15 protein-coding genes are annotated in these 20,039 nt (G+C 73.8%); 7 read left to right on the top strand and 8 right to left on the bottom strand.

The genetic code is table 11. The annotated features are described in order from the left end of the window. Nucleotides 1-20: 20 nt before the first annotated feature. Together IGA62_RS04020 and IGA62_RS04015 are read right to left on the bottom strand one after the other, a co-directional pair. Nucleotides 21-1,919 (bottom strand): bifunctional adenosylcobinamide kinase/adenosylcobinamide-phosphate guanylyltransferase, encoded by a 1,899-nt coding sequence (locus tag IGA62_RS04020; protein ID WP_145816197.1) that lies wholly within the window; start codon nucleotides 1,917-1,919, stop codon nucleotides 21-23. Between the two features lie 52 nt (nucleotides 1,920-1,971). Then, a complete protein-coding gene (locus tag IGA62_RS04015) occupies nucleotides 1,972-3,816 on the bottom strand; it encodes an AMP-dependent synthetase/ligase (RefSeq protein ID WP_145816198.1) in 1,845 nt (614 codons plus the stop codon). Nucleotides 3,817-4,023: 207 nt separating this feature from the next. On the opposite strand from IGA62_RS04015, the gene IGA62_RS04010 reads away from it, so the two are divergent. Continuing rightward, nucleotides 4,024-4,224, top strand: a complete 201-nt coding sequence (locus tag IGA62_RS04010) for a hypothetical protein (RefSeq protein WP_091459693.1) — start codon at nucleotides 4,024-4,026, stop codon at nucleotides 4,222-4,224. After that, complete coding sequence (locus IGA62_RS04005) at nucleotides 4,221-5,015, top strand: site-2 protease family protein (RefSeq protein WP_145816199.1); 795 nt, start codon at nucleotides 4,221-4,223, stop codon at nucleotides 5,013-5,015. Before IGA62_RS04010 ends, IGA62_RS04005 begins: the two co-directional genes overlap by 4 nt. Before the next feature lie 120 nt (nucleotides 5,016-5,135). Here IGA62_RS04005 and IGA62_RS04000 read toward each other — a convergent pair whose 3' ends face one another. After that, entirely contained in the window at nucleotides 5,136-6,134 is a 999-nt protein-coding gene (locus tag IGA62_RS04000) for an aldo/keto reductase family protein (RefSeq protein WP_145816200.1), read from the bottom strand. 61 nt (nucleotides 6,135-6,195) lie between these two features. Next, a complete protein-coding gene (locus IGA62_RS29910) occupies nucleotides 6,196-10,848 on the bottom strand; it encodes a WG repeat-containing protein (RefSeq protein WP_232624869.1) in 4,653 nt (1,550 codons plus the stop codon). Between the two features lie 162 nt (nucleotides 10,849-11,010). Here IGA62_RS29910 and IGA62_RS03990 point away from each other — a divergent pair, with 162 nt between their 5' ends. Then, the gene (locus tag IGA62_RS03990; RefSeq protein ID WP_145816201.1) at nucleotides 11,011-11,862 is read left to right on the top strand and encodes an ABC transporter permease; all 852 of its coding nucleotides are present in this window, start codon (nucleotides 11,011-11,013) and stop codon (nucleotides 11,860-11,862) included. Then, nucleotides 11,855-12,670: an ABC transporter permease gene (locus IGA62_RS03985; RefSeq protein ID WP_232624867.1), complete on the top strand. Its 816-nt coding sequence runs from the start codon at nucleotides 11,855-11,857 to the stop codon at nucleotides 12,668-12,670. The genes IGA62_RS03990 and IGA62_RS03985 overlap by 8 nt, the downstream gene beginning before the upstream one ends. On the opposite strand, the gene IGA62_RS03980 is transcribed toward IGA62_RS03985, so the two are convergent. Next, the gene (locus IGA62_RS03980) at nucleotides 12,667-13,470 is read right to left on the bottom strand and encodes an RNA-guided endonuclease InsQ/TnpB family protein (RefSeq protein ID WP_198501199.1); all 804 of its coding nucleotides are present in this window, start codon (nucleotides 13,468-13,470) and stop codon (nucleotides 12,667-12,669) included. The two genes, IGA62_RS03985 and IGA62_RS03980, sit on opposite strands and share 4 nt — an antisense overlap. Before the next feature lie 231 nt (nucleotides 13,471-13,701). Between IGA62_RS03980 and tnpA the strand changes: the two genes are divergently transcribed. Next, nucleotides 13,702-14,097 (top strand): IS200/IS605 family transposase, encoded by a 396-nt coding sequence (tnpA, locus tag IGA62_RS03975; RefSeq protein WP_145816202.1) that lies wholly within the window; start codon nucleotides 13,702-13,704, stop codon nucleotides 14,095-14,097. A gap of 108 nt (nucleotides 14,098-14,205) precedes the next feature. Next, entirely contained in the window at nucleotides 14,206-15,177 is a 972-nt protein-coding gene (locus IGA62_RS03970; RefSeq protein WP_145816203.1) for an ABC transporter ATP-binding protein, read from the top strand. A 92-nt stretch (nucleotides 15,178-15,269) separates the two neighbouring features. On the opposite strand, the gene IGA62_RS03965 is transcribed toward IGA62_RS03970, so the two are convergent. The 3 genes from IGA62_RS03965 to nadA form a co-directional block, all read right to left on the bottom strand. Then, entirely contained in the window at nucleotides 15,270-15,908 is a 639-nt protein-coding gene (locus tag IGA62_RS03965) for a DUF3043 domain-containing protein (protein ID WP_145816204.1), read from the bottom strand. Between the two features lie 65 nt (nucleotides 15,909-15,973). Continuing rightward, nucleotides 15,974-17,329, bottom strand: a complete 1,356-nt coding sequence (murA, locus tag IGA62_RS03960) for a UDP-N-acetylglucosamine 1-carboxyvinyltransferase (protein WP_145816205.1) — start codon at nucleotides 17,327-17,329, stop codon at nucleotides 15,974-15,976. Nucleotides 17,330-17,542: 213 nt separating this feature from the next. Continuing rightward, nucleotides 17,543-18,718, bottom strand: coding sequence for a quinolinate synthase NadA (gene nadA / locus IGA62_RS03955; RefSeq protein WP_186499751.1), 1,176 nt, complete (start codon nucleotides 18,716-18,718; stop codon nucleotides 17,543-17,545). A 43-nt stretch (nucleotides 18,719-18,761) separates the two neighbouring features. Between nadA and IGA62_RS03950 the strand changes: the two genes are divergently transcribed. Next, a complete protein-coding gene (locus IGA62_RS03950) occupies nucleotides 18,762-19,922 on the top strand; it encodes a glycerate kinase family protein (protein ID WP_186499752.1) in 1,161 nt (386 codons plus the stop codon). Nucleotides 19,923-20,039: the final 117 nt, after the last annotated feature.

Here is a 20,039-nt window from a genome sequence, read left to right as displayed (position 1 = left end):
AGCAGGGCGTGGTCGGTGGCTCAGCCGGCATGCCGGCCGGGAACGTACGCCCGCTCCTCGTCGTCCGAGCCGGTGGTGGCCGGTCCGGGGCCGGCCGGCTCCGGTTCGACGAACTCGGATGCCTCCTCGTCGTCGGCCGGCTCGCCGGTGGGGTCGGCGTCGTCGTCGCGGGCGGGGAGCGCGGCGGCCAGCGCCAGCACCGAGCGCAGCAGCGGCAGCGCGGCCAGGGCGTTCGCCCCCTCACCGAGGTCGAGCCGCAGGTCGAGCAGGGGAACCAGACCGAGCACGTCGGCGGCGAGCCGGACGGCCGGGTGCCCGCCGTGGTCGGGCAGCAGGCACCAGTGCCGCGCCTGCCCGGCCAGGTCCCGGCTGACCATGCCGGCCGCCAGGCCCACCGGGCCGTCCAGCAGCACCGGCAGGCGTCGGGCGGTCGCGCCGAGCAGGATCCCGGTGGCCACCGCGATGTCACCGCCGCCCAGCTCGGCCAGGACCGCCTTCGCCTCGCGGGACGAGCGGCGGGTCCGGTGCAGGGCGTCGCGGACCGTCGCGCAGCGGGTCATCCACGCGGTGTCGTCGACCGTGCCGTCGCGCACCACCCGGCCGAGCACGGCCGGCGGTTCCGCGCCGGCCGTCGCGGCCAGCACCGCCGCCGCCGCGGCCTCCGTGCCGGCGCCGCACGCGGCCAGCACCAGCAGGTGTACGCCCGCGTCGGCGGCCTCCTCGGCGAGCCGCCACCCGTGCCGCAGTGCCGACTCGACCGCCTCGGCGGTCAGCGCCGGCCCGTTCTCGATCGGCGCGGCGGTGGGCGCGTCCACCACCTGGAGGGTCGCGCCGTTCTCGGCGGCGAGGCGGGCCAGCACCCCGACGCCGGTGCGGGCCTGCGCGGCCCGTCGGGCCGACTCGCCAGCGGGCGTTCCGGCGGAGACCCCGCCCTGGTGGTCGCCGTGCAGCAGCAGCACCCGGACCGACCCCCACGGCTGCGGGTTCGGCGTGCCCTGGGTGGCGGCGGCGAAGCCGACCACCCGCTCCAGCACCCCCAGCCCCGCCCCCGGCAGGTCCCGGGCGGCGAGGCGGTCCACGGCCTGCGGGCCGGCGTACTCGTCCGGCAGGGGCAGCTCCATGCCGTTCTGGATGACCAGGCCGGTGGCGATCATCGGCAGTGCCATGGTCGGCGCGGCCCAGGCCGTCCCGTCCGCCGGCTCCGCGGTGGGCGGGACGAGCGGGGTGAGCACGTCGGGCAGGTCGGGTTCCGCCGCCGGGGCGCCGGTGTCCGGGCCGGTGGCGGCCTCCGACGGCCCGGCCTGCGCCGGGACGCTCGCCCGGGGCGCGTCCCGCGAGATCGTGCCGGCCGTGGACGTGGTGGTCGGTGGGGTGCCGGCCTTCAGCCAGCAGGGCTGGCCGGCGACCACCAGCGCCACCGCGTCGCAGGCGTCGGCGACGGCCCGGTTGGCCGACCCGAGCGCGTCGGTGAAGGCCCGCCCGAGCGGGGTGGTCGGCACCAGCGACAGCCCCACCTCGGGGCTCACCAGCACCAGCCGCGCCGGGCAGGACCGGACCGCGTCGGCCAGTTCGGCGATGGTGGCCGTGTCGTCGGCCGGCTGGTGGACGGGGTCGAGCAGCACGGTCACCCAGCCACCGAGGTCGTCCACGAGCAGCGTCTCGTGCGGCTGCGCGGAGGCGAGCACGTCGGCCAGCCGGCGCGGGTCGTCGCCGGTCTCCTCGGTGGTCCAGGTCTCCGGGCGTCGGCTGCGGTGCGCCTCCAGGCGGGCCGCCCACTCCGCGTCGTCGGGATCAGCGCCGGCTGCGGTCGCCACATAGCGGACCATGGCCGCGTCGGCCACCAACGACTCGGCGAACTCGGACTTCCCGGACCGGGTACCGCCGAGCACCAGGACCGTGTTGCACCCGTCTACGGACATGCCCGTACCTTAGGCCACCGTTCGCGTTTCGACCCCGCAGGTGCGACGTACCTCAGCGGTCGGGGTAGAGGGCGGCCACGTCGGCGGCATACCGCTCGCGTACCACGTCCCGCCGGATCTTGGAGGTGGGGGTGAGCTCCCCGGCGGCCTCGGTGAGATCGCGGGGCAGGACCCGGAAGGTCTTCACCGCCTCCGCGTGGGAGACGGACCGGTTGGCCCGGTCGACCGCGGTCTGGATCTCCCTGCGCAGCGCGGGGTCCTCGCGCAGCTCGGCCACCGTGGCACCCGTCCGCCCGCGCGCGTCCCGCCACCGGGAGAACTCCTGCGGGTCGACGGTGATCAGCGCGGCCACGTACGGTCGCCCGTCGCCGACCAGCATGCACTGGCTGACCAGGGGGTGCGCGCGGACGCGGGCCTCGATCGGCGCGGGTGCCACGTTCTTGCCGGACGCGGTGACCATGATCTCCTTCTTCCGCCCGGTGATCCGCAGGTAGCCGTCGGCGTCGAGGCTGCCGAGATCACCGGTGCGCAGCCACCCGTCGGCGGTGAACGTCTCCCGGGTCGCCTCCGGGTTGTTCCAGTACCCCCGGAACACCACGTCGCCCTGGACGAGGACCTCACCGTCACCGGCGATCGCCAGCCGGACGCCGGGCAGGGGCTGGCCGACCGTGCCGATCCGCAGCGCCGACGGGCGGTTCACCGTCAGCGCGGGGGAGGTCTCGGTCAGCCCGTACCCCTCCAGCAGGAGGATCCCGGCTCCCCGGAAGAAGTGCGCCATCCCCTCGCTCAGCGGCGCGCCGCCGACGAATGCCAGCCGGCACCGGCCCCCCAGCACCCGTCGCACCCGCCGGTACGCGACCAGGTCGCAGAGCCGGTGCGCCAGGCGCAGCGCCGTCCCCGGGCCGGCGGCGGTGTCCAGGCGGCGGCTGTACGCCACCGCGACCCGGTACGCGGCCTCGGTCGCCCACCCCCGGACCGTGGCCCGCCGCCCGTCGCCGGCCCGCTGCCGGACCCGGTCGTGCAGCTTCTCGAACACCCTCGGCACCGCCAGCACGAACGTCGGACGGAACCGCTGGAGCTGGTCGACCACCCCGGTCGGGTCGGCGACGTGCACCAGCGTCGTGCGGGCCCGCACCGCACCGAGCTGGACCAGCCGGGCGAACGCGTGCGCCAGGGGCAGGAACAGCACCGTGGACGCCTCCGGGCGGAACAGCTCCGGCAGGACGGCGGTCGCGTTGCCGACGTCGAGCAGGATGTTGCGGTGCGTCAGCACGCAGCCCTTGGGCCGGCCGGTGGTGCCGCTGGTGTAGATGATCGTCGCGACGTCGTCGCCGCCCACCGCGCACCGCCGGGCGGTCACGGTCTCCGGGTCGACGGCGTGCCCCCGCTCGACCAGGTCCACCAGGGCGCCGGCGTCGATCTGCCAGACCCGTCGCAGCGCCGGCAGGTCGGATCGCATCCCGGCCAGTGTCCGGGCATGACCGGGGGTCTCCACCACGCACGCCACGGCTCCCGCGTCGGCGAGGATCCAGGCCACCTGGTCCGGGCTCGACGTCTCGTACACCGGCACCGGCACTGCGCCGATCGACCAGAGGGCGTAGTCGACCAGGGTCCACTCGTACCGGGTCCGGCTCATCAGTCCCACCCGGTCCCCGGCCGCCACCCCGACCGCCACGAACCCCCGCGCCAGGGCGGTCACCTCGTCGCGGAACTGCCGGCAGGTCACCGGCGCGGCGTCGCCGTTCACCCGCTGCGCCGACGGCCAGGCCCGGTGGTCCGGGTCCGGGCGGAGGAACTGCACCGCCTCCGGGTCCCGGCGGGCGTTCTCCCACACCATGCCGGCCAGCCCGCCGACCCCGACGCCGCTGACCACCGGCGCCACCGCCACGTCCCGCACCACCGCACCTCCAGTCCGCACCGACGGCCCCGGGCGAGCATGGCGCGGCCGACGGCGGTGGCGGCGGGGAACCCGCAAACCGCCGCGCCGCGCGGCGCGGGGTGCTAGGCGCCGGGCGGGACGGCCGTCCATGTCCCGGAGCCGGTACGCCGACTAGGCTGGCAACGGCCGTCCCGGGCGGGACGCATCAGCGAGGGGAGACACGGCATGCCGTGGAGCTGGCGGTACGAGGGCGCGAACGGCGAGTCGGTGGACGGGCCCACCGAGACGTTCAGCAGCCAGGCGGACGCCGAGTCCTGGATCGGGCAGACCTGGCGGCAGCTCGCCTCGTCCGGTGTCACCGCGGTCGACCTGGTCGAGGACGACCGGGTCGAGTACCGGATGAGCCTCGCGCCCGCGGCCGAGTGACCGGGTACGACCGCCCGGAGGGCGAGGCGCTGGTGCTCGGCGTGCCCCGGGCGGCGTTCCGGCCCAGTCCGGTCTTCCTCGCCCTGGTCGCGCTCTTCGTCACCAGTGCCGTGCTCACCTGGCACCGGGTCGGCAACGTCCGGTTGGACGTGTTCCTGTTCGTCGTCTCCGGCTGGCTGGTCTCGCTCTGCCTGCACGAGTACGCCCACGCGGTCGTGGCCTTCCGGGCCGGTGACCGGAGCGTGGCGCACCGGGGCTACCTGACCCTCAACCCGTTGAAGTACAGCCACCCCCTGCTGTCGATCGTGCTGCCGGTGGTGGTGGTGCTGCTCGGCGGCATCGGTTTGCCCGGCGGCGCGGTCTGGGTGGACCGGCACCGGATCCCCGGCCGGCTGCGGCACACCCTGGTCAGCCTCGCCGGTCCGGCCACCAACGTACTGTTCGCCCTGGTGCTGATCCTGGCACTGCGGCTGACCGGCCCCGCCCCGCTGGAGTTCCTGGCGGCCCTGGCGCTGCTGGCGTTCCTCCAGGTCACCGCGAGCGCACTCAACCTGCTCCCGGTGCCGGGGCTGGACGGCGGCAACATGCTCCAGCCGTGGCTCAACCCCCAGTGGCGACGGATGTACGACCTGTTCGCGCCGTACGGGTTCATCCTGCTCTTCGCCCTGCTGTGGAACCCGCGGATCGCCGGGTGGTTCTTCGGCGCGGTCTTCGCCGTCGGCGACGTCCTCGGCCTGCCCGCGCCGCTCTACGCGCACGGGCTCGACCTGATCCGGTTCTGGGAGTCCTGACCCGGCCGGTTCCGCCCGCTCGCGGCCGTCACCGGCCGCCGGTCCGCGACCCACGCGCCCCAGGGCCGGTCCGGGGCCGTGTCGGTACCACGACGACGGGCCCCGGACCGGTCCGGCGGGTCAGGGCCGCCGGGCCGGGCTCTCCGTCTTGCCCGGGTCCCGCTCGGTGATCGGGCCGACGATCTCGTCGATGGCCTTGAGCAGGTCCGCGTCGAGCTTCACGCCACTGGCCTTGACGTTGTCGTGCACCTGCTCCGGGCGGGAGGCGCCGACGATCGCGGACGAGACGTTGGGGTTCTGGAGCACCCAGGCGATCGCGAGCTGGGCCATGCTCAGCCCGGCCTGCTCGGCGAGCGGCCTGAGCCGCTGCACGGCGGTGAGCACCTCGTCGGTGAGGAACTTCGCCACGAACGCCGCGCCGGACTTCTCGTCGGTGGCCCGGGAACCGGCCGGCGGCGGCTGCCCCGGCAGGTACTTGCCGGAGAGGACGCCCTGCGCCATCGGCGACCAGACGATCTGACCGACGCCCAGCTCCTCGCTGGTGGGGATCACCTCGGCCTCGATGACCCGCCACAGCATGGAGTACTGCGGCTGGTTGGAGACCAGGGGGATGCGCAGCTCACGGGCGAGCTGGTGGGCCTCGCGGATCTGCGACGCCTTCCACTCCGAGACCCCGATGTAGTGCGCCTTGCCGGAGTGGACGATGTCGGCGAACGCCTCCATCGTCTCCTCCAGCGGGGTGCTGTAGTCGTACCGGTGGGCCTGGTAGAGGTCCACGTAGTCGGTGCCCAGCCGGCGCAGCGAGCCGTTGATCGACTCCATGATGTGCTTGCGGGACAACCCCCGGTCGTTGCGTCCCGGCCCGGTCGGCCAGAAGACCTTGGTGAAGATCTCCAGCCCCTCCCGGCGCTCGCCGTGCAGCGCCCGCCCGAGGACCTCCTCGGCACGCGTGGCGGCGTAGACGTCGGCGGTGTCGAAGGTGGTGATGCCGACGTCGAGCGCGGCCCGGACGCAGGCCAGCGCGGCCTCCTCCTCGACCTGCGACCCGTGGGTGATCCAGTTGCCGTACGAGATTTCGCTGACCATCAGGCCCGAACGGCCCAGGTGACGGAATTTCATGCCCCGACCCTAGCCCGGATCCGGCCCCGCCAGGCGGGCCGACCCGGCGCGCCGGGTCCGGTCAGAGCAGCGGTTCGGTGTCCGCCAGCAGGTGGTCGATGTCCGCCGTCAGGCGGTCCCGGCTGCCGTGTGCCGGCTCGATCAGCGGCTCGCCCCGCCGGTCCAGCGCGCCCCACCGGCCGGCCGCGTCCCGCACCAGGAAGGCGACCGGGTGGACGACCACCGCGGTGTGCTCCGGTGCGACGACCGTCCGGCCGGACCGGTCCAGCACCCCGCGCCGGCCGCCCAGATCCACCACGGCCAGCCCCTCGTCGGTGAAGCCGTCGACGTACCGCCCGTCGGCGAGCGGGGTGGTGAAGCCGTCGTACCTCGGCGGCACGACCATCCGCCCGGACCGGTCGACCGCGCCCCAGGCGCCGTCGACCCGGACCGCCGCGACCCCGCGCCGGAACGGCCGCACGTCGTCGAAGCGCGACGGGACGACCACCCGGTCGGCGGTGTCGACCGCCTGCCAGCCGCTGGAGCCGTCCCGGGACACCCAGGCCAGGCCGTCGGAGAAGGAGCGGACGGCGAGGTAGGACGGGTCGATCAGGGTCGTCCCGGTGTCGTCGATCAGCTCCCAGCCGTCGACGTCCGGACGGCGTACCCAGGCGACCCCCTCGCGGAACGGCTGCACCTCGGCGTACCCGGCGGCGACGACCAGCTCGCCCTCGACGTCGGCGTACCCCCAGAGCTGCCGCTCCTCGTCCAGGGTCGGCACCGGCGGCCGGTGCGTGCGGAGGATCTCCTCGCGGGCCCGGGGCAGCGGCCCGAAACCCTCCGCGGCGGCCTTCGCGAGGACCGCGTCCAGCGCCACCCCGGTGCGCGCGATCAGCTCACGATCCTCGCCCCGACGCAGGTCCAGCGCCCGCTCGAAGTGCTGGCAGGCCTCGACGTGCCGGCCCTGCTCGTAGCAGGAGCGGGCGAGGTGCTCGTGCAGGGTGGCCCGGAGGCGGTCGGGCAGCTCCGGGGAGTTCGCCTCGGTGAGAAGGCGGTCGGCCTCGGCATACTCGCCCCGCCACTGGAGCACCCGGGCCAGCCGGGCCCGCACCAGCGCGGTGCGCCGCAGTTCGCCGGTGGCTTCCGCGTGGGTCAGCGCGAGCCGGCCGTCGTCGAGCGCGTCGTCGAGGTCACCCAACAGCCGGTTGGCCACCGCCCGGAGGCTGAGCAGCCGGGCGCGTGACCGGTCGTCGGCGACGTGGTCCAGCTTCTCGGTCAGGCCGTGCCGGGCCTCCCGGAGGGCGTCCGGCGCGTCCACCACCTCCCGCAGCGTCTCCGGGTGGAGCCGCCAGCGGCGTCCGGCCAGCCACTTCTCCGGATCGGACCGGGACGGGCTCGTCCACCCCGGTGCCGGGCCGTCGCCGCCCCACACCCGTCCCGGGGACGGCGTGAACAGGGACTGGCCGGACGGCGCGGAGACCGGTCGGTGCGGCGGTCCGGAGACGGGTCGCGCGGGCGGTGCCGAGTCAGGTTGCGCGGTCGGTGCCGAGATGGGTCGCCCCGGTGCCGGGGAGACGGGTCGTGCCGGTGGCGCGGAAACCGGCTGGGGACCGGGCACCGGGCCCCGCCCGTCCGGCTCGGGCACCGACGGGGACGTGGGGCGCACCGGCTGCTTCGGACGGAACCAGGCGTCGGCCCCCTGCAACTCGGCCGCGACCGGAGGTGCCGACGGCGACGTGTCCGGCCGCGACGGGTCCGACGGGGGCGGGGCAGCCGACGTCGGCACCGGACCGCCGGACGGTGGAACCGGGTGGGACGGCGTGACCGCCGGAGCACTCCAGCCGGTGGGCGCCTGCGCCACTCCGACCGGCCGATCCTCGACGGCCTGGTCCGTCGCCCGGTCGCCGGACACCGGCATCCCGGGGGACGAGACCGGGACTGCCGTCGCGGTCGCCGGAGGCGGAGAGTCCTCCGTGGACGCCTCGGGTTCCGCTTCGTCCGGTGTCGACGCGTCGGCAGCGGCCTCTGGCTGCGGCTCCGGGGTCGCCTCCTCGGTGGGCGCCGACGTCGCCGCCCCGGAAGACTCCACTGGCACCGCTGCCGCCTCGTCGAGGTCTCCGGTCGGCTCGGTACCGGTCACCGGTTGGTCGGGGTGAACCGGTGGGGCCGACACGGGCGCGTCACCCGCCGGTGGGGCCGACACGGGTGCGTCGTCCGCCGGTGGGGCCGACACGGGTGCGTCGTCCGTCGGTGGGGCGGGAGCCGGCCCGGCGGAGTCCGGCACGACCGGATCCGAAGGGTCGGAGATCAGCGTGGGCGGAGCCGGAGGGGCGGACACCGGCGCGACCGGTGGCACGGGCCCGACGCCGTCAGCCGCGTAGGCGACCGGTGCGGCCGCGCCGGCCGGCTCCGGCGCAGCAGGGGCGACCGCGCCATCGTCCGGCGTGCCGGTCGGGTCGACGTGGCCGTGGCCGGCGGCCTGACGCGGTCCGTCCGACGGCTCACGGTCAGCGATCTGGCGGGGCTGGGCTGAAACGCCGTCCGGCCCTCGTTCGTGGCCGAGGCTCCGGGTGAACTCGTGTCCGGTGTCGCCGCCGTCGTCCGGTCCGGCGTCGGGAACGTCCCGGATGGCTCCGTCGGTGTCACCGTCCGGCGTCGCCAGCCCGGCGGTCCCGACGGGCTCGGGTCGATCCGGCTCGGGTCGGGTGTCGACGGTGTCGGTCGTCGGCTCCACCACCGCCGTTTCCGGCATCGGCTCGTCGGTGGCGGTGGCCGGACCCGGCGTGCCGGGGCGGTCGTCCGTCGCCTCCGCGGTGTCGTCCTCCGGGCGGGCGTCGTCCGGCGGCACGCCGGAGCCGGTGCGCTCGGAAACGTCGGCGTCGGCCCGGCCGTCCGGTGCGTCGACTCCGCCGTCCGGTGCGTCGGCGTCGACCCGGCCGTCCGGTGCGTCCACGTCGACCCGGCCGTCCGGTGCGTCGGTGGTCTGGTCGGTCGGCGTCCCGGGGACGACGTCCCCGGTGTCCGGCGCGGGGCGGTCATGACCGGGCACCGCCTCGGCGTGGCTGGTGCCCTCCGCCACCGACGTCGGACGGGCCGGCTCCGGCTCGTGGTGGTCGTCCTCCGGCGCCGGGCCGGTGGCGCGTCCGGCGCCAGGGGAGGGCAGGAACTCCAGGCGGAGCCCACCGAGGGGCGGAGCGGCGGCCGGCGGGAACGGGGGTCCACCGTGGACCGGTACGGCGGCGGCGGACCCCGCCACCGGTGGCGGGGCCTCGTCGGAGACCGGGGAGGGCGCCGGCGGCACGGTCGGCGTGGTGGCGGGTGGTGCCACCGGTGGCGAGGTGACCGGGCGCAGATCCTCCGCCGTCAGGCGGTCCTCGTCGGGCACGCGCTTCTCGTCCTGAGCCGCCGACCGGGCCGAGACGATGCGCGCGGTGTCCTCGACCTCCGGGGACCACTCCCGGTGTGTCGGGGTCGGCTCCGCCGGCCGGGTGCCCCACCCTCGGGACCCGGTGTCGTCCGGAGCGATCCACGGCCGTGACGCGTCCTCCGGGGCGGTCCGGGACGGCGGGTGGGCGGCCTCCGGCGCGCTCCACGGGCGGGCGTCCTCCGGCACGTCTCCCGGTCGGGTGTGCCCGGGGGCGTCCTGCGGCTGCGACCGGGCGGCTTCGGGAACGCCCGGCCGTCCCGGGTACGACCACGCCTGGGTGGTCTCGTCGTCCCCCCGGGGCCAGTCCGGGGTACGGGGTGCGGGTTCGGGTCGACCGGCCGACCACGGTGGACGCGCCGACGGTTCGTCCCGGCCGGCGGGCTGTCGCGGGTAGGCCCGCGTGTCGTCCCGGGACCACTGCGGACGGGCGTGACCGTCCTCCGGGGAGCGTTGCTGGTGGGCGCGGCTCCCGTCCCGTTCACCGGACCATCGCCGGTCCGGTCCGCTGGCCGGACGGTCGGGCCATGCGGAGGTGGTGCCCGCCGGCGGTTCGGGCGGGTCGACCGACGGTCGGAAGGCCCCCCGCTCCGGGGCGCGGCGTGCGTTCCCGCCGTCCCGGTGGCCGTCCGCCCCGCCGTCCGGACGGTCGTACCCGGGCACGAGGTGGTCGGACGCGTCGTGCCGGCGCGCGCCGTACGGGGGATGTTCTCCGGGCTCCGGCAGCCAACCCGGCTCGTGGCGGGGCGCGGGGGAGACCGGTGGGTGTGGCCGGACGTCGCGGGCCGACGTCGCCCACCCGTCGGGACCGTGGTGCGGGCGGTCGCCGTGCCAGCCGACGGTGCGGTCCGGTTCCCGGGGCCGCTCGCGGTCGACCGTCCAGCCGGGTGACTGGTGCCGGACGTCGGCACGGGGCGGGTCGGCCGGCGGGTCGGTCCGCCACCCCCTGTTCGCGGGCGGCTCCGCCGGGTGGCGCTCCGGCGGCGGTGGCCATCCGGCGGGCGGCCGGGCGTACGGGTCGTCGACCCGGTGCTCGTCCCGCCGGCCGTGCCAGCCCTGCCCGTCGGGATCGCCGTGATCGTCCCAGAGCGGCGGGCGCCGGTACCGGCCGTCCTGGTCGAGCGGCACCAGCGGGACGACCTCGGCCCGGCCGGTGGCGGTGCCCCGGTTCCGGTCGCCGCGGAACGGGACCTGCTGGATGCCGATGTCACCGGGGTAGCGCTGCCCCGGGAACTGGGGGTGCCACTCCCTGGTCGGCTCGACCATCCAGGAGGGTTCGGCCGGGTCGCGCCAGCGGTCGTATCCGCTCATCCGGTGACCTTCCGCCCGCCCGCGCGCCGCGCCCGGGGAGCCGGATCGCGTCGGTCGCTCACGGCGGTGTCACCTCGTCGGAAATTGTCGCGCTGGCAGCCCGGGCGTGTCGGTAGAGTCGCCCGGTCCGGCACTGCGTGGCTGCGGAAGGAGGGTAACGGCGTGGGCTCCGTCACCGCCACTGTGGGACCGGCCCGGCACTCAAACGTTATCCTATGGTTTCGGACATTTGCTGCGATAGTCGGATCAGGCTTTCGGCGCTACTCCACCTATCGACAGGCCGCGGTGGCCGGCGCGGTCACCAACACCGTCTTCGGCTTCCTCCGCTGCTACCTTCTGCTCGCCGTGGCCCGGCAGGCCGGCTCGGTCGCCGGTTACGACCCGGCCCGGCTCGCCACCTTCGTCTGGATGGGGCAGGGGCTGCTCACCGTGGTCCTGCTCTGGGGCTGGACCGAACTGGCCGACCGGATCCGCACCGGTGACGTGGTCAGCGACCTGCTCCGCCCGGTCGATCCGGTGACCAGTCACCTCGCCGCCGACCTGGGCCGCGCCGGGTACGCGGTGCTGGCCCGCCTGCTGCCCCCGGTGCTGGTCGGCCCGCTCTTCTTCGACGTCTACCTGCCGACCCGCTGGTCCACCGCGTTGCTGTTCCCGCTGTCGGTGCTACTGGCCGTGGTGGTCTGCTTCGGCTGCCGGTACCTGGTCAACAGCACCGCCTACTGGTTGCAGGACGTCCGGGGCGCGATGATCCTCTGGACCCTCGGCTCGGGTCTGCTGGCCGGGCTCTACTTCCCGCTGCGCTTCCTGCCGGAGGGGCTCCACCAGACGTTGTGGATCGTCACCCCGTTCCCGAGTCTCTTCCAGACCCCGCTCGACGTGCTGGTCGAGGTCGACCCGCCGCTGACCGCGTCCGCCCTGGTGGGGATACAGGTGGTCTGGGCGGTGCTGATCCTGGCGGCCTGCTGGCTGGTGCAGCGCCGAGCCGAGCGCCGGCTGGTGGTGCAGGGTGGCTGACCCGGCCGGGACGACGCTGCGCGCGTACCGGGCGCTGCTCGGCGCGCAGGCGAGGTCACAGACCGCGTACCGGGTGTCGTTCACCGTGGACCTGCTCGGTAACGTCGGGGCGACCGTCTTCGACGTGCTCACCGTCTTCGTCCTCTTCGGCGTGACCCGGGAACTGGGTGGCTTCACCCTGCGCGAGACCTTCGTGATGGTCGCCCTCTCCGCCTGCTCCTTCGCCACCGCCGACCTGCTGGTCGGCAACATCGAACGGCTGCCCGGGTACGTGCGCACCGGCCTGTTCGACACGGTGCTGCTGCGTCCGCTCGGCGCGCTGCCGCAACTGCTGCTGATGGACCTGCCGCTGCGCAAGGTCTCCCGGGTGCTCTTCGGGCTGACCGTGCTGGTGGTGGCGGTCGGCACGGCCGGGATCGAGTGGACCCCGGCCCGGGCGGTGCTGGTGGTCCTCGCCCCGCTGGCCGGGGTGGTCTTCTTCGGGTCGATCTTCGTGGCCACCGCGACCGTGTCGTTCTACTGGGTCGAGTCGGGGCAGCTGGCCAACTCGGTCACGTACGGCGGGCGGGACTTCACCTCGTACCCGATCACGGTCTTCGGCGGCTGGTTCCGCGCGGTCTTCGCGTACGGTCTCGGCTTCGCCTTCGTGAGTTACCACCCGGCGCTGGTGCTGCTCGGCCGGGACGACCCGCTCGGCCTGCCGGCCTGGGTGGGCTGGGCCTCGCCGGGCGTCGCGGTGGTCGCCGCCGCGATCGCCGCCACGGCCTGGCGGACCGGCGTCCGACACTACCGGAGTACGGGGTCTTAACGATCCCCACGGATACATCCGGGGGATTTCCCTCCCGGGCCGGGCTCGGGATTCCCAGCTCGGACAGCACCTGATCCACCGTCGCGGAAGGAGGCGATCAGATGTCTCACGTCGTCAGCGCTGGCACGGCGGCGTTCAGCCGTGGCGAGGATCGTCCTCGCGGCGTTTCGGTCGCGGCATGCGGTGTGTCCGCATGCCGCGCACTCGAAGATGCGTACGCCCAGTCCGAGGCGGAGATTGGCTCTCTCACCGCACGCGGAGCAGGTCATCGTGGTGTAGGCGGGCGGCACCAGCACCACCTTCCGGCCCGCCCGCGTACCACGCTCGACAAGTTCTCGCTTGCAGGCGCCGATCGCTCGCTGGGCCTTGGCCAGCTCTGCGGCGCACCGCTTGCGGTGCCCGAGGTGCGGCAGGTCGAACACGGGATTCGTGGTGGTGGCGGTGGTCTTGACGCCCCAGTCCACGCCGATACCGGGCAGGTCCGCTTTGGGCGTCTCGGCTTGGTCGCGACGCACGACGAACGAGGCGTACCAGTGGCCGAGGCTGTCGCGGTAGACGCGTACGCTTGTCGGGTCCGAGGGCAGGTCGCGAGACCAGACGACCGGGACGGTGACCTTGCCGGGCAGGCACAACCGCCCGTCGGTGATCCGGAAGCCACGGGTGGTGTACTCCAGACTCGGCAGGGCGTCCTTCTTGCGTTTGGCCTTCGGACGGCCTCGGCCCTTGACCTTGAAAGAGTGGTTCAGCGGCGGTCGCGTACGTGCGCAACGTCTGCTGCTGGGCGACCTGCGAACCGTCACGCAGCCAGGCGTTTCGGCCACGGGCCTCGGTCAGCAGCTTCGACAGCTTCCCGAACGTCGGTTTGCGGCCGGTCCGCTGCTGGTGGATGGCCTCGTTCCACAGCCACCGGCACCGGCCCCACTCGGCCAGCAGTGCGCCCTCAGCCTGGCGGCCGGGCCGCAGGCGGTAGGTGTAACGCACCGTCTCGGACACACCGGGTACTACACAGCACGAGGCTATATAGTCCCGGCGTGGATGAGGTCAGGTCGAACAACAACGTCGTGTACCGCTGTCACTACCACGTCGTCTGGTGTCCGAAATACCGCCGCAAGGTCATCGACGGCGAGGTGGACGACCGACTCAAAGAGATCATCCGAGAGGTGTGCGCCGAGCGGAACGCCCCGATCGAGGCGATCGAGACGATGGCCGACCAGGTGCACCTGCGCGTGGTCGTCGACCCGCAGTACGGCATCCACCGCCTGGTCAAACAGATCAAAGGCCGCTCGTCACGGCTGCTCCGCCAGGAATTCCCGCACCTCAAGTCCCGCATGCCAACCCTGTGGACGAACTCCTACTTCGTCGCCACAACCGGCGGCGCGACCCAGGAAGCGGTCAACAGGTATGTCGAAAACCAGCGCAACGTCTGACCAGACGCCCACCCGCCTTCGCGGCGGATGGGCCACCTCTGGCCCGCTCCGCAGGGGTTCCGTTTCCTCCCCACGGCTAAACCCGAGGGTTTCCACGGAAGGCACGTCATGAGCGGAACCGTCATCGAGGCGCGCGCGCTGCGCAAGGAGTTCACCGTACGGGTCCGGGCCGGGCGGCTGCGTCGGCACAAGCGGGTCGTCACCGCCGTCGACGGCGTGGACCTGCGGGTGGAACGGGGCGAGATGCTCGGCTACATCGGCCCGAACGGGGCCGGCAAGTCCACCACGCTGAAGATGCTCACCGGTGTGCTCACCCCCACCGCAGGTGAGGTGCGCGTCTGCGGTCTGGAGCCGGTCGCCCGGCGGACCCGGCTGGCGCTGGGCATCGGCGTGGTGTTCGGGCAGCGGTCCCAGCTCTGGTGGGATCTGCCCCTGCGTGACTCGTTCGACCTGCTGCGGCACGTCTACCGGGTGCCGACCGCCGCGCACGCCGCCCGGCTGCGTCGTTGCCGGGACCTGCTCGACCTGGACGCCTTCCTGGACACCCCGGTCCGCCAGCTCTCGCTCGGCCAGCGGATGCGCGGGGAGCTGACCGCCGCCCTGCTGCACGGTCCGCAGGTGCTCTTCCTCGACGAGCCGACCATCGGGCTGGACGTGGTGAGCAGGCAGGCCGTCCGGGGTTTCCTCGCCGAGCTGGGCCGCGCCGGGGACACCACCCTGGTGCTGACCACGCACGACCTGGCCGACATCGAGCGGCTCTGCCAGCGTCTCGTGGTGATCGACCACGGCCGGGTGGTGCACGACGGTTCGATCGCCGCCCTGCACAGCCGGTACGGCTCCCGCCGGCTGGTGGTCGCCGAACTGGACGTCGCTCTGCCCGAGCCGCCGACGCTGCCCGGCGCGCCGTTGCAGCGGGTGGAGGCGGACGGGCACCGGCTGGTCTTCGCGCTGGAGTCGGCGGGCGTGGCCGAGGTGGTCGCCGGGCTGGCCGGGCTCGCCACGCTCCGCGACATCTCGATCGTCGAGCCGGACATCGAGGACGTCGTGACCCGCCTCTACCGCACCGGACAGCCGGTCTGAGCGGGGTGCGCGGGCGCGTTTGGTGGTTGCAGGGGTCCCCTGTTACCGCATTTTGGTGAGGAGGGGACCCCTGCAACCACCTGGGAAGGACGTCAGACCGGATCGCCGAGGTTGACCCGGGGAGCCGGGGCGCGCATCTTGCGGAACGTGATCGAGCGCATGATCGCGTAGAGGTAGAGCGAGCCCATCCGCTCGCCGCTGTTCGGGAAGCGCTCGCGGACCAGCTTCTTGATCTTGCGGCTGATCAGGATCGAGTCGATCACCACACCGATCGCCAGCGCCGCCCAGAGCAGGTTCGACACCAGGCGCACGGTCGGCGGCATCGCCGCCGACGAGCCGATCAGCACGACCAGCGCGCCGCCGAAGAACCAGGTGCCGACGGTACGCCGGGAGTCGACGACGTTACGGGCCAGCACCCGCTCCGGTCCCCGGTCCCGTGGGCCGCCCTCGCGGCGGAACTCCGCCGCCGCTTCGGCCCGCAGTCGGCGACGCCGCTCCTTGGCCTCCTCCTTGCTCAACGGCTTGGTGACGACGGCGACCCGGCGGTTGGCCGTGGGGCGCTTCGGCGTCTCGCGTCCCTTCGCCGGGGTGTAGCCCCGGGATCGGGTGGACGCGGACGTCTCGTCCGCCGTCACCTCGGTGACGGCCTCGTCGGCGACGGCGGCGGATTTGCGGCGAAACAGCGAGGGCACGTGGTGAAGGGTAGCCAACCGTCGGCGGCCGGTGCACATCACGGTGCACCGGCCGCCGGTCGGGTGAGGCAGGTTACGTCCGCGTGGGACGGTACGGCGCGGTGTCAGGGGCGTTCGACGTGCGCGCCGAGGTCGGCGAGCTTCGCCTCGAAGTCCTCGTAGCCCCGGTTGATCAGGTCGACGCCGTACACCCGGGAGGTGCCCTCGGCGGCGAGCGCGGCGATCAGGTGGCTGAACCCGGCCCGCAGGTCCGGGATGACCAGGTCGGCGGCGTGCAGCTTGCTCGGCCCGGCGATCACCGCCGAGTGCTTGAAGTTGCGCCGGCCGAAACGGCACGGGGTGCCGCCCAGGCAGTCCCGGTACACCTGGATGTTGGCACCCATCGCGTTGAGCGCCTCGGTGTAGCCGAGCCGCTGCTCGTAGACCGTCTCGTGGACGATCGACAGGCCCCGGGCCTGGGTCAGCGCGACGACCAGCGGCTGCTGCCAGTCGGTCATGAAACCGGGGTGCACGTCGGTCTCCAGCGCGGTGGCGTGCAGCTCGCCGCCCGGGTGCCAGAACCGGATGCCGCCCTCCTGACCGAGGTCACCCAACCGGGGCGGACGGGTGTCGGTCACCTCGTACTCGCCGCCGACCGAGCGGAACACGTTCAGGAAGGTCATCATGTCGGCCTGCTGCGCGCCGAGCACCTCGACGTGACCCCGGGTGGCCAGCGCCGCTGCCGCCCAGCTCGCCGCCTCGATCCGGTCCGGGATCGGCCGGTGGGTGTAGCCGTGCAGTTTCGGCACGCCCTGGATCTCGATCACCCGGTCGGTGTGCACCTTGATGATCGCGCCCATCTTCTGGAGGACGCAGATCAGGTCGATGATCTCCGGCTCCACCGCCGCGTTGCGCAGCTCGGTGACGCCCTCGGCCATCACCGCGGTCAGCAGCACCTGCTCGGTCGCGCCCACGCTCGGGTACGGCAGCGCGAACTTGGTGCCGTGCAGCCCGTTCGGCGCGGACAGGTGCAGCCCCTCCGGGGTCTTGTCGACCGTCGCGCCGAACTCGCGCAGCGCCTGGAGGTGGAAGTCGATCGGCCGGGGGCCGATGTGGCAGCCGCCCAGGTCGGGGATGAACGCGTGACCGAGGCGGTGCAGCAGCGGGCCGCAGAACAGGATCGGGATCCGGCTCGACCCGGCGTGCACGTTGATCTGGTCGGTGCTCGCGCTCTCCACGTTCGCCGGGTCGAAGACCAGCTCGCCATCCTCCTGGCCGTCGCTGACCTTCACACCGTGCAGGCCGAGCAGGCCCCGGACCACCTCGACGTCCCGGATCTTCGGTACGTCGAAGAGTCGGCTCGGGCTGTCGCCGAGCAGGGCGGCGACCATCGCCTTGGAGACCAGGTTCTTCGCGCCGCGCACGCGGATCCGCCCTTCCAGCGGAGTTCCTCCATGTACGACCAGGACGTCGTTGGTCAACGCAACCTCCAGCGCGTCGGTGCTGCCGTGTGGGGTGATTGAGGGGCCGGCGACTCGTCGCTACCCGGACTGCGGCCGGTGGTAAACGGCTCGCTCAGTCGTCGCTCGGGCAGCATAGCCCTCGGTGACGAGAATGACTCGGGCAGACCGCATCGCATGCCGTGAAAGGGTGACGGGGGTACGTTTCCGCACCCCACACGTCACCGGCGGTCGTCAGGCCCCGGGGAGGGCCAGCATCTGGTCCAGTGCCACCCGGGCGTGGTGGGCGGTGTCCGCATCGACGGTGATCTGGTTGACCACCCGGCCGGCGACCAGCTCCTCCAGCGCCCACACCAGGTGCGGCAGGTCGATGCGGTTCATCGTCGAGCAGTAGCAGACCGCCTTGTCGAGGAACATGATCTGCTTGTCCGGGTGGGCCAGCGCGAGCCGGCGGACCAGGTTCAGTTCGGTGCCGACCGCCCAGGCCGAGCCGGCCGGGGCCGCCTCGATGGTCTTGATGATGTACTCGGTGGAGCCCACCTGGTCGGCGGCGGTGACCACCTCGTGCCGGCACTCCGGGTGGACCAGCACGTTGACCCCCGGCACCCGCTCACGTACGTCGTTGACGCTGTCCAGGGTGAACCGGCCGTGCACCGAGCAGTGCCCCCGCCACAGGATCATCCGCGCGTCCCGCAGCTGCTCCGGGGTGAGCCCGCCGTTCGGCTTGTGCGGGTCGTAGAGGACGCAGTCGTCCAGCGAGAAGCCCATCTCCAGCACGGCCGTGTTGCGGCCGAGGTGCTGGTCGGGCAGGAAGAGCACCTTCGAGCCCTGCTGGTACGCCCAGTCCAGGGCCCGCTTGGCGTTCGACGAGGTGCACACCACCCCGCCGTTGCGGCCGACGAAGCCCTTGATGTCCGCCGAGGAGTTCATGTACGTCACCGGGACGGTGTCGGCGGCGACGCCCAGCTCGGTCAGTACGTCCCAGGCGGTCTCCACCTGCGAGAGCACCGCCATGTCGGCCATCGAGCAGCCGGCGGCCAGGTCGGGCAGGATCACCTTCTGCGCGTCCGAGGTGAGGATGTCGGCGCTCTCGGCCATGAAGTGCACACCGCAGAAGACGATGTATTCGGCGTCCGGGCGGGCCGCCGCCTCGCGGGCCAGCTTGAACGAGTCGCCGGTGACGTCGGCGAACTGGATCACCTCGTCGCGCTGGTAGTGGTGACCCAGCACGAAGACCCGGTCGCCCAGCTCCGCCTTGGCTGCCGCCGCGCGGGCCACCAGGTCGGGGTCGCTCGGTGCCGGCAGGTCACCCGGACACTCCACGCCACGCTCGGTGGCGGGATCGCTGCCCCGGCCGAGAAGGAGCAGCGCCGTCGCGGTGTTGGAGGGTTCCACCCAGGTCGAAGTCACGCCCCCATGGTCCCACAGCGTGGCCACGGCGCAGCCTCGACGGATGTGGGCTGCCACACTGCTGGGCATGCGTGTGCTGCTCTGTCCGGACAAGTTCGCCGGCACCCTCCCGGCGCAGGAGGTGGCCCACGCGGTGGCCGCCGGCTGGCGCGAGGTCGCCGAAGGTGACGAACTCCTCATCCGTCCCCTCGCCGACGGTGGGCCCGGTTTCGTCGCGGTCCTCGCCGACGCGCTCGGCGGCCGGCGGGTGCCCGTACCGACGGTCGACCCGCTGGGCCGCCCGACGGCGGGGGAGATCCTGCTCACCGACGACGGGACCGCGTACCTCGAGAGCGCCCAGGCGTGCGGTCTGCACCTGCTCGCCGCCGCCGAGCGCGATCCGAAGACCACCACGTCGTACGGGCTGGGGCTGCTGGTCACCGCCGCGGTGGAGCACGGCGCGCGGACCGTGGTGATCGGGCTGGGCGGCTCCGGCACCAACGACGCCGGCGCCGGGATGTTCGCCGCGCTGGGCGCGACCCCGCTCGACGACACCGGCCGCGCCCTGCCGTACGGCGGGGCGGCGCTGGCCGCCGTGGCCGGCCTGGACGGGACGCCCCGACTGCGCGACGCCACCCTGGTCGCCGCCACCGACGTGGACAACCCGCTGCTCGGGCTGCACGGGGCGAGCAACGTCTACGGTCCGCAGAAGGGCGCCACCCGCGAGGACGTGCTGCTGCTCGACGCGGCGTTGGAGCGGTTCGCGGGCGTACTGGAGAAGGACCTGCCGGGGTGCCCGGCGGGGCTCGGCGCGCTGCCCGGCGGCGGCGCGGCCGGCGGACTCGGCGCGGCGGTCCTCGCCCTCGGCGGCCGGTGCGAGTCCGGCATCGGGCTGGTCACCGGGGCGATCGGCCTGGACGCCGCGCTCGACGCGGTGGACCTGGTGATCACCGGGGAGGGCTCGTTCGACCACCAGTCGCTGCGCGGCAAGGTGGTCGCCGGGGTGGCCGGCGCGGCCCGGGACCGGGGCGTGCCCTGCGTGGTGGTGGCCGGTCGGGTCAGCACCGGCCGGCGCGAGGCCGCCTCGGCCGGGGTGACCGACACGTACAGCCTGGTGGAACACTTCGGTGGGGAGGAGCATGGTGGGGTCGAGGCGGCCATGAGTCGCCCGGCCGAGGGACTGCGGGCGCTGGGTGCCCGGCTGGCCCGGCAGTGGAGCCGCTGACCCGCCGACCGGGCCGTCCCGCCCCGGGGCGGCCTACAATCAGACCTGGACCACAGTGGGAATCACTGGACCGGCGAGGACGTTGGCCAGGAGAGACCACACCGACGCGCAGGGAGA

Source organism: Micromonospora sagamiensis, assembly GCF_014680085.1.
GTDB lineage: Bacteria > Actinomycetota > Actinomycetes > Mycobacteriales > Micromonosporaceae > Micromonospora > Micromonospora inyonensis.
Note: the sequence above shows the minus strand (reverse complement) of the source record. Positions and strands in the feature narration are given on the sequence as shown.

Coding starts and splice junctions, on each gene's coding strand:
- IGA62_RS03965 (WP_145816204.1), bottom strand. CDS start 15,908: ATGTGCACCGGCCGCCGACGGTTGGCTACCCTTCACCACGTGCCCTCG.
- IGA62_RS03950 (WP_186499752.1), top strand. CDS start 18,762: ATGTGGGCTGCCACACTGCTGGGCATGCGTGTGCTGCTCTGTCCGGAC.
- IGA62_RS03970 (WP_145816203.1), top strand. CDS start 14,206: ATGAGCGGAACCGTCATCGAGGCGCGCGCGCTGCGCAAGGAGTTCACC.
- IGA62_RS29910 (WP_232624869.1), bottom strand. CDS start 10,848: ATGAGCGGATACGACCGCTGGCGCGACCCGGCCGAACCCTCCTGGATG.
- IGA62_RS04020 (WP_145816197.1), bottom strand. CDS start 1,919: ATGTCCGTAGACGGGTGCAACACGGTCCTGGTGCTCGGCGGTACCCGG.
- IGA62_RS04010 (WP_091459693.1), top strand. CDS start 4,024: ATGCCGTGGAGCTGGCGGTACGAGGGCGCGAACGGCGAGTCGGTGGAC.
- IGA62_RS04000 (WP_145816200.1), bottom strand. CDS start 6,134: ATGAAATTCCGTCACCTGGGCCGTTCGGGCCTGATGGTCAGCGAAATC.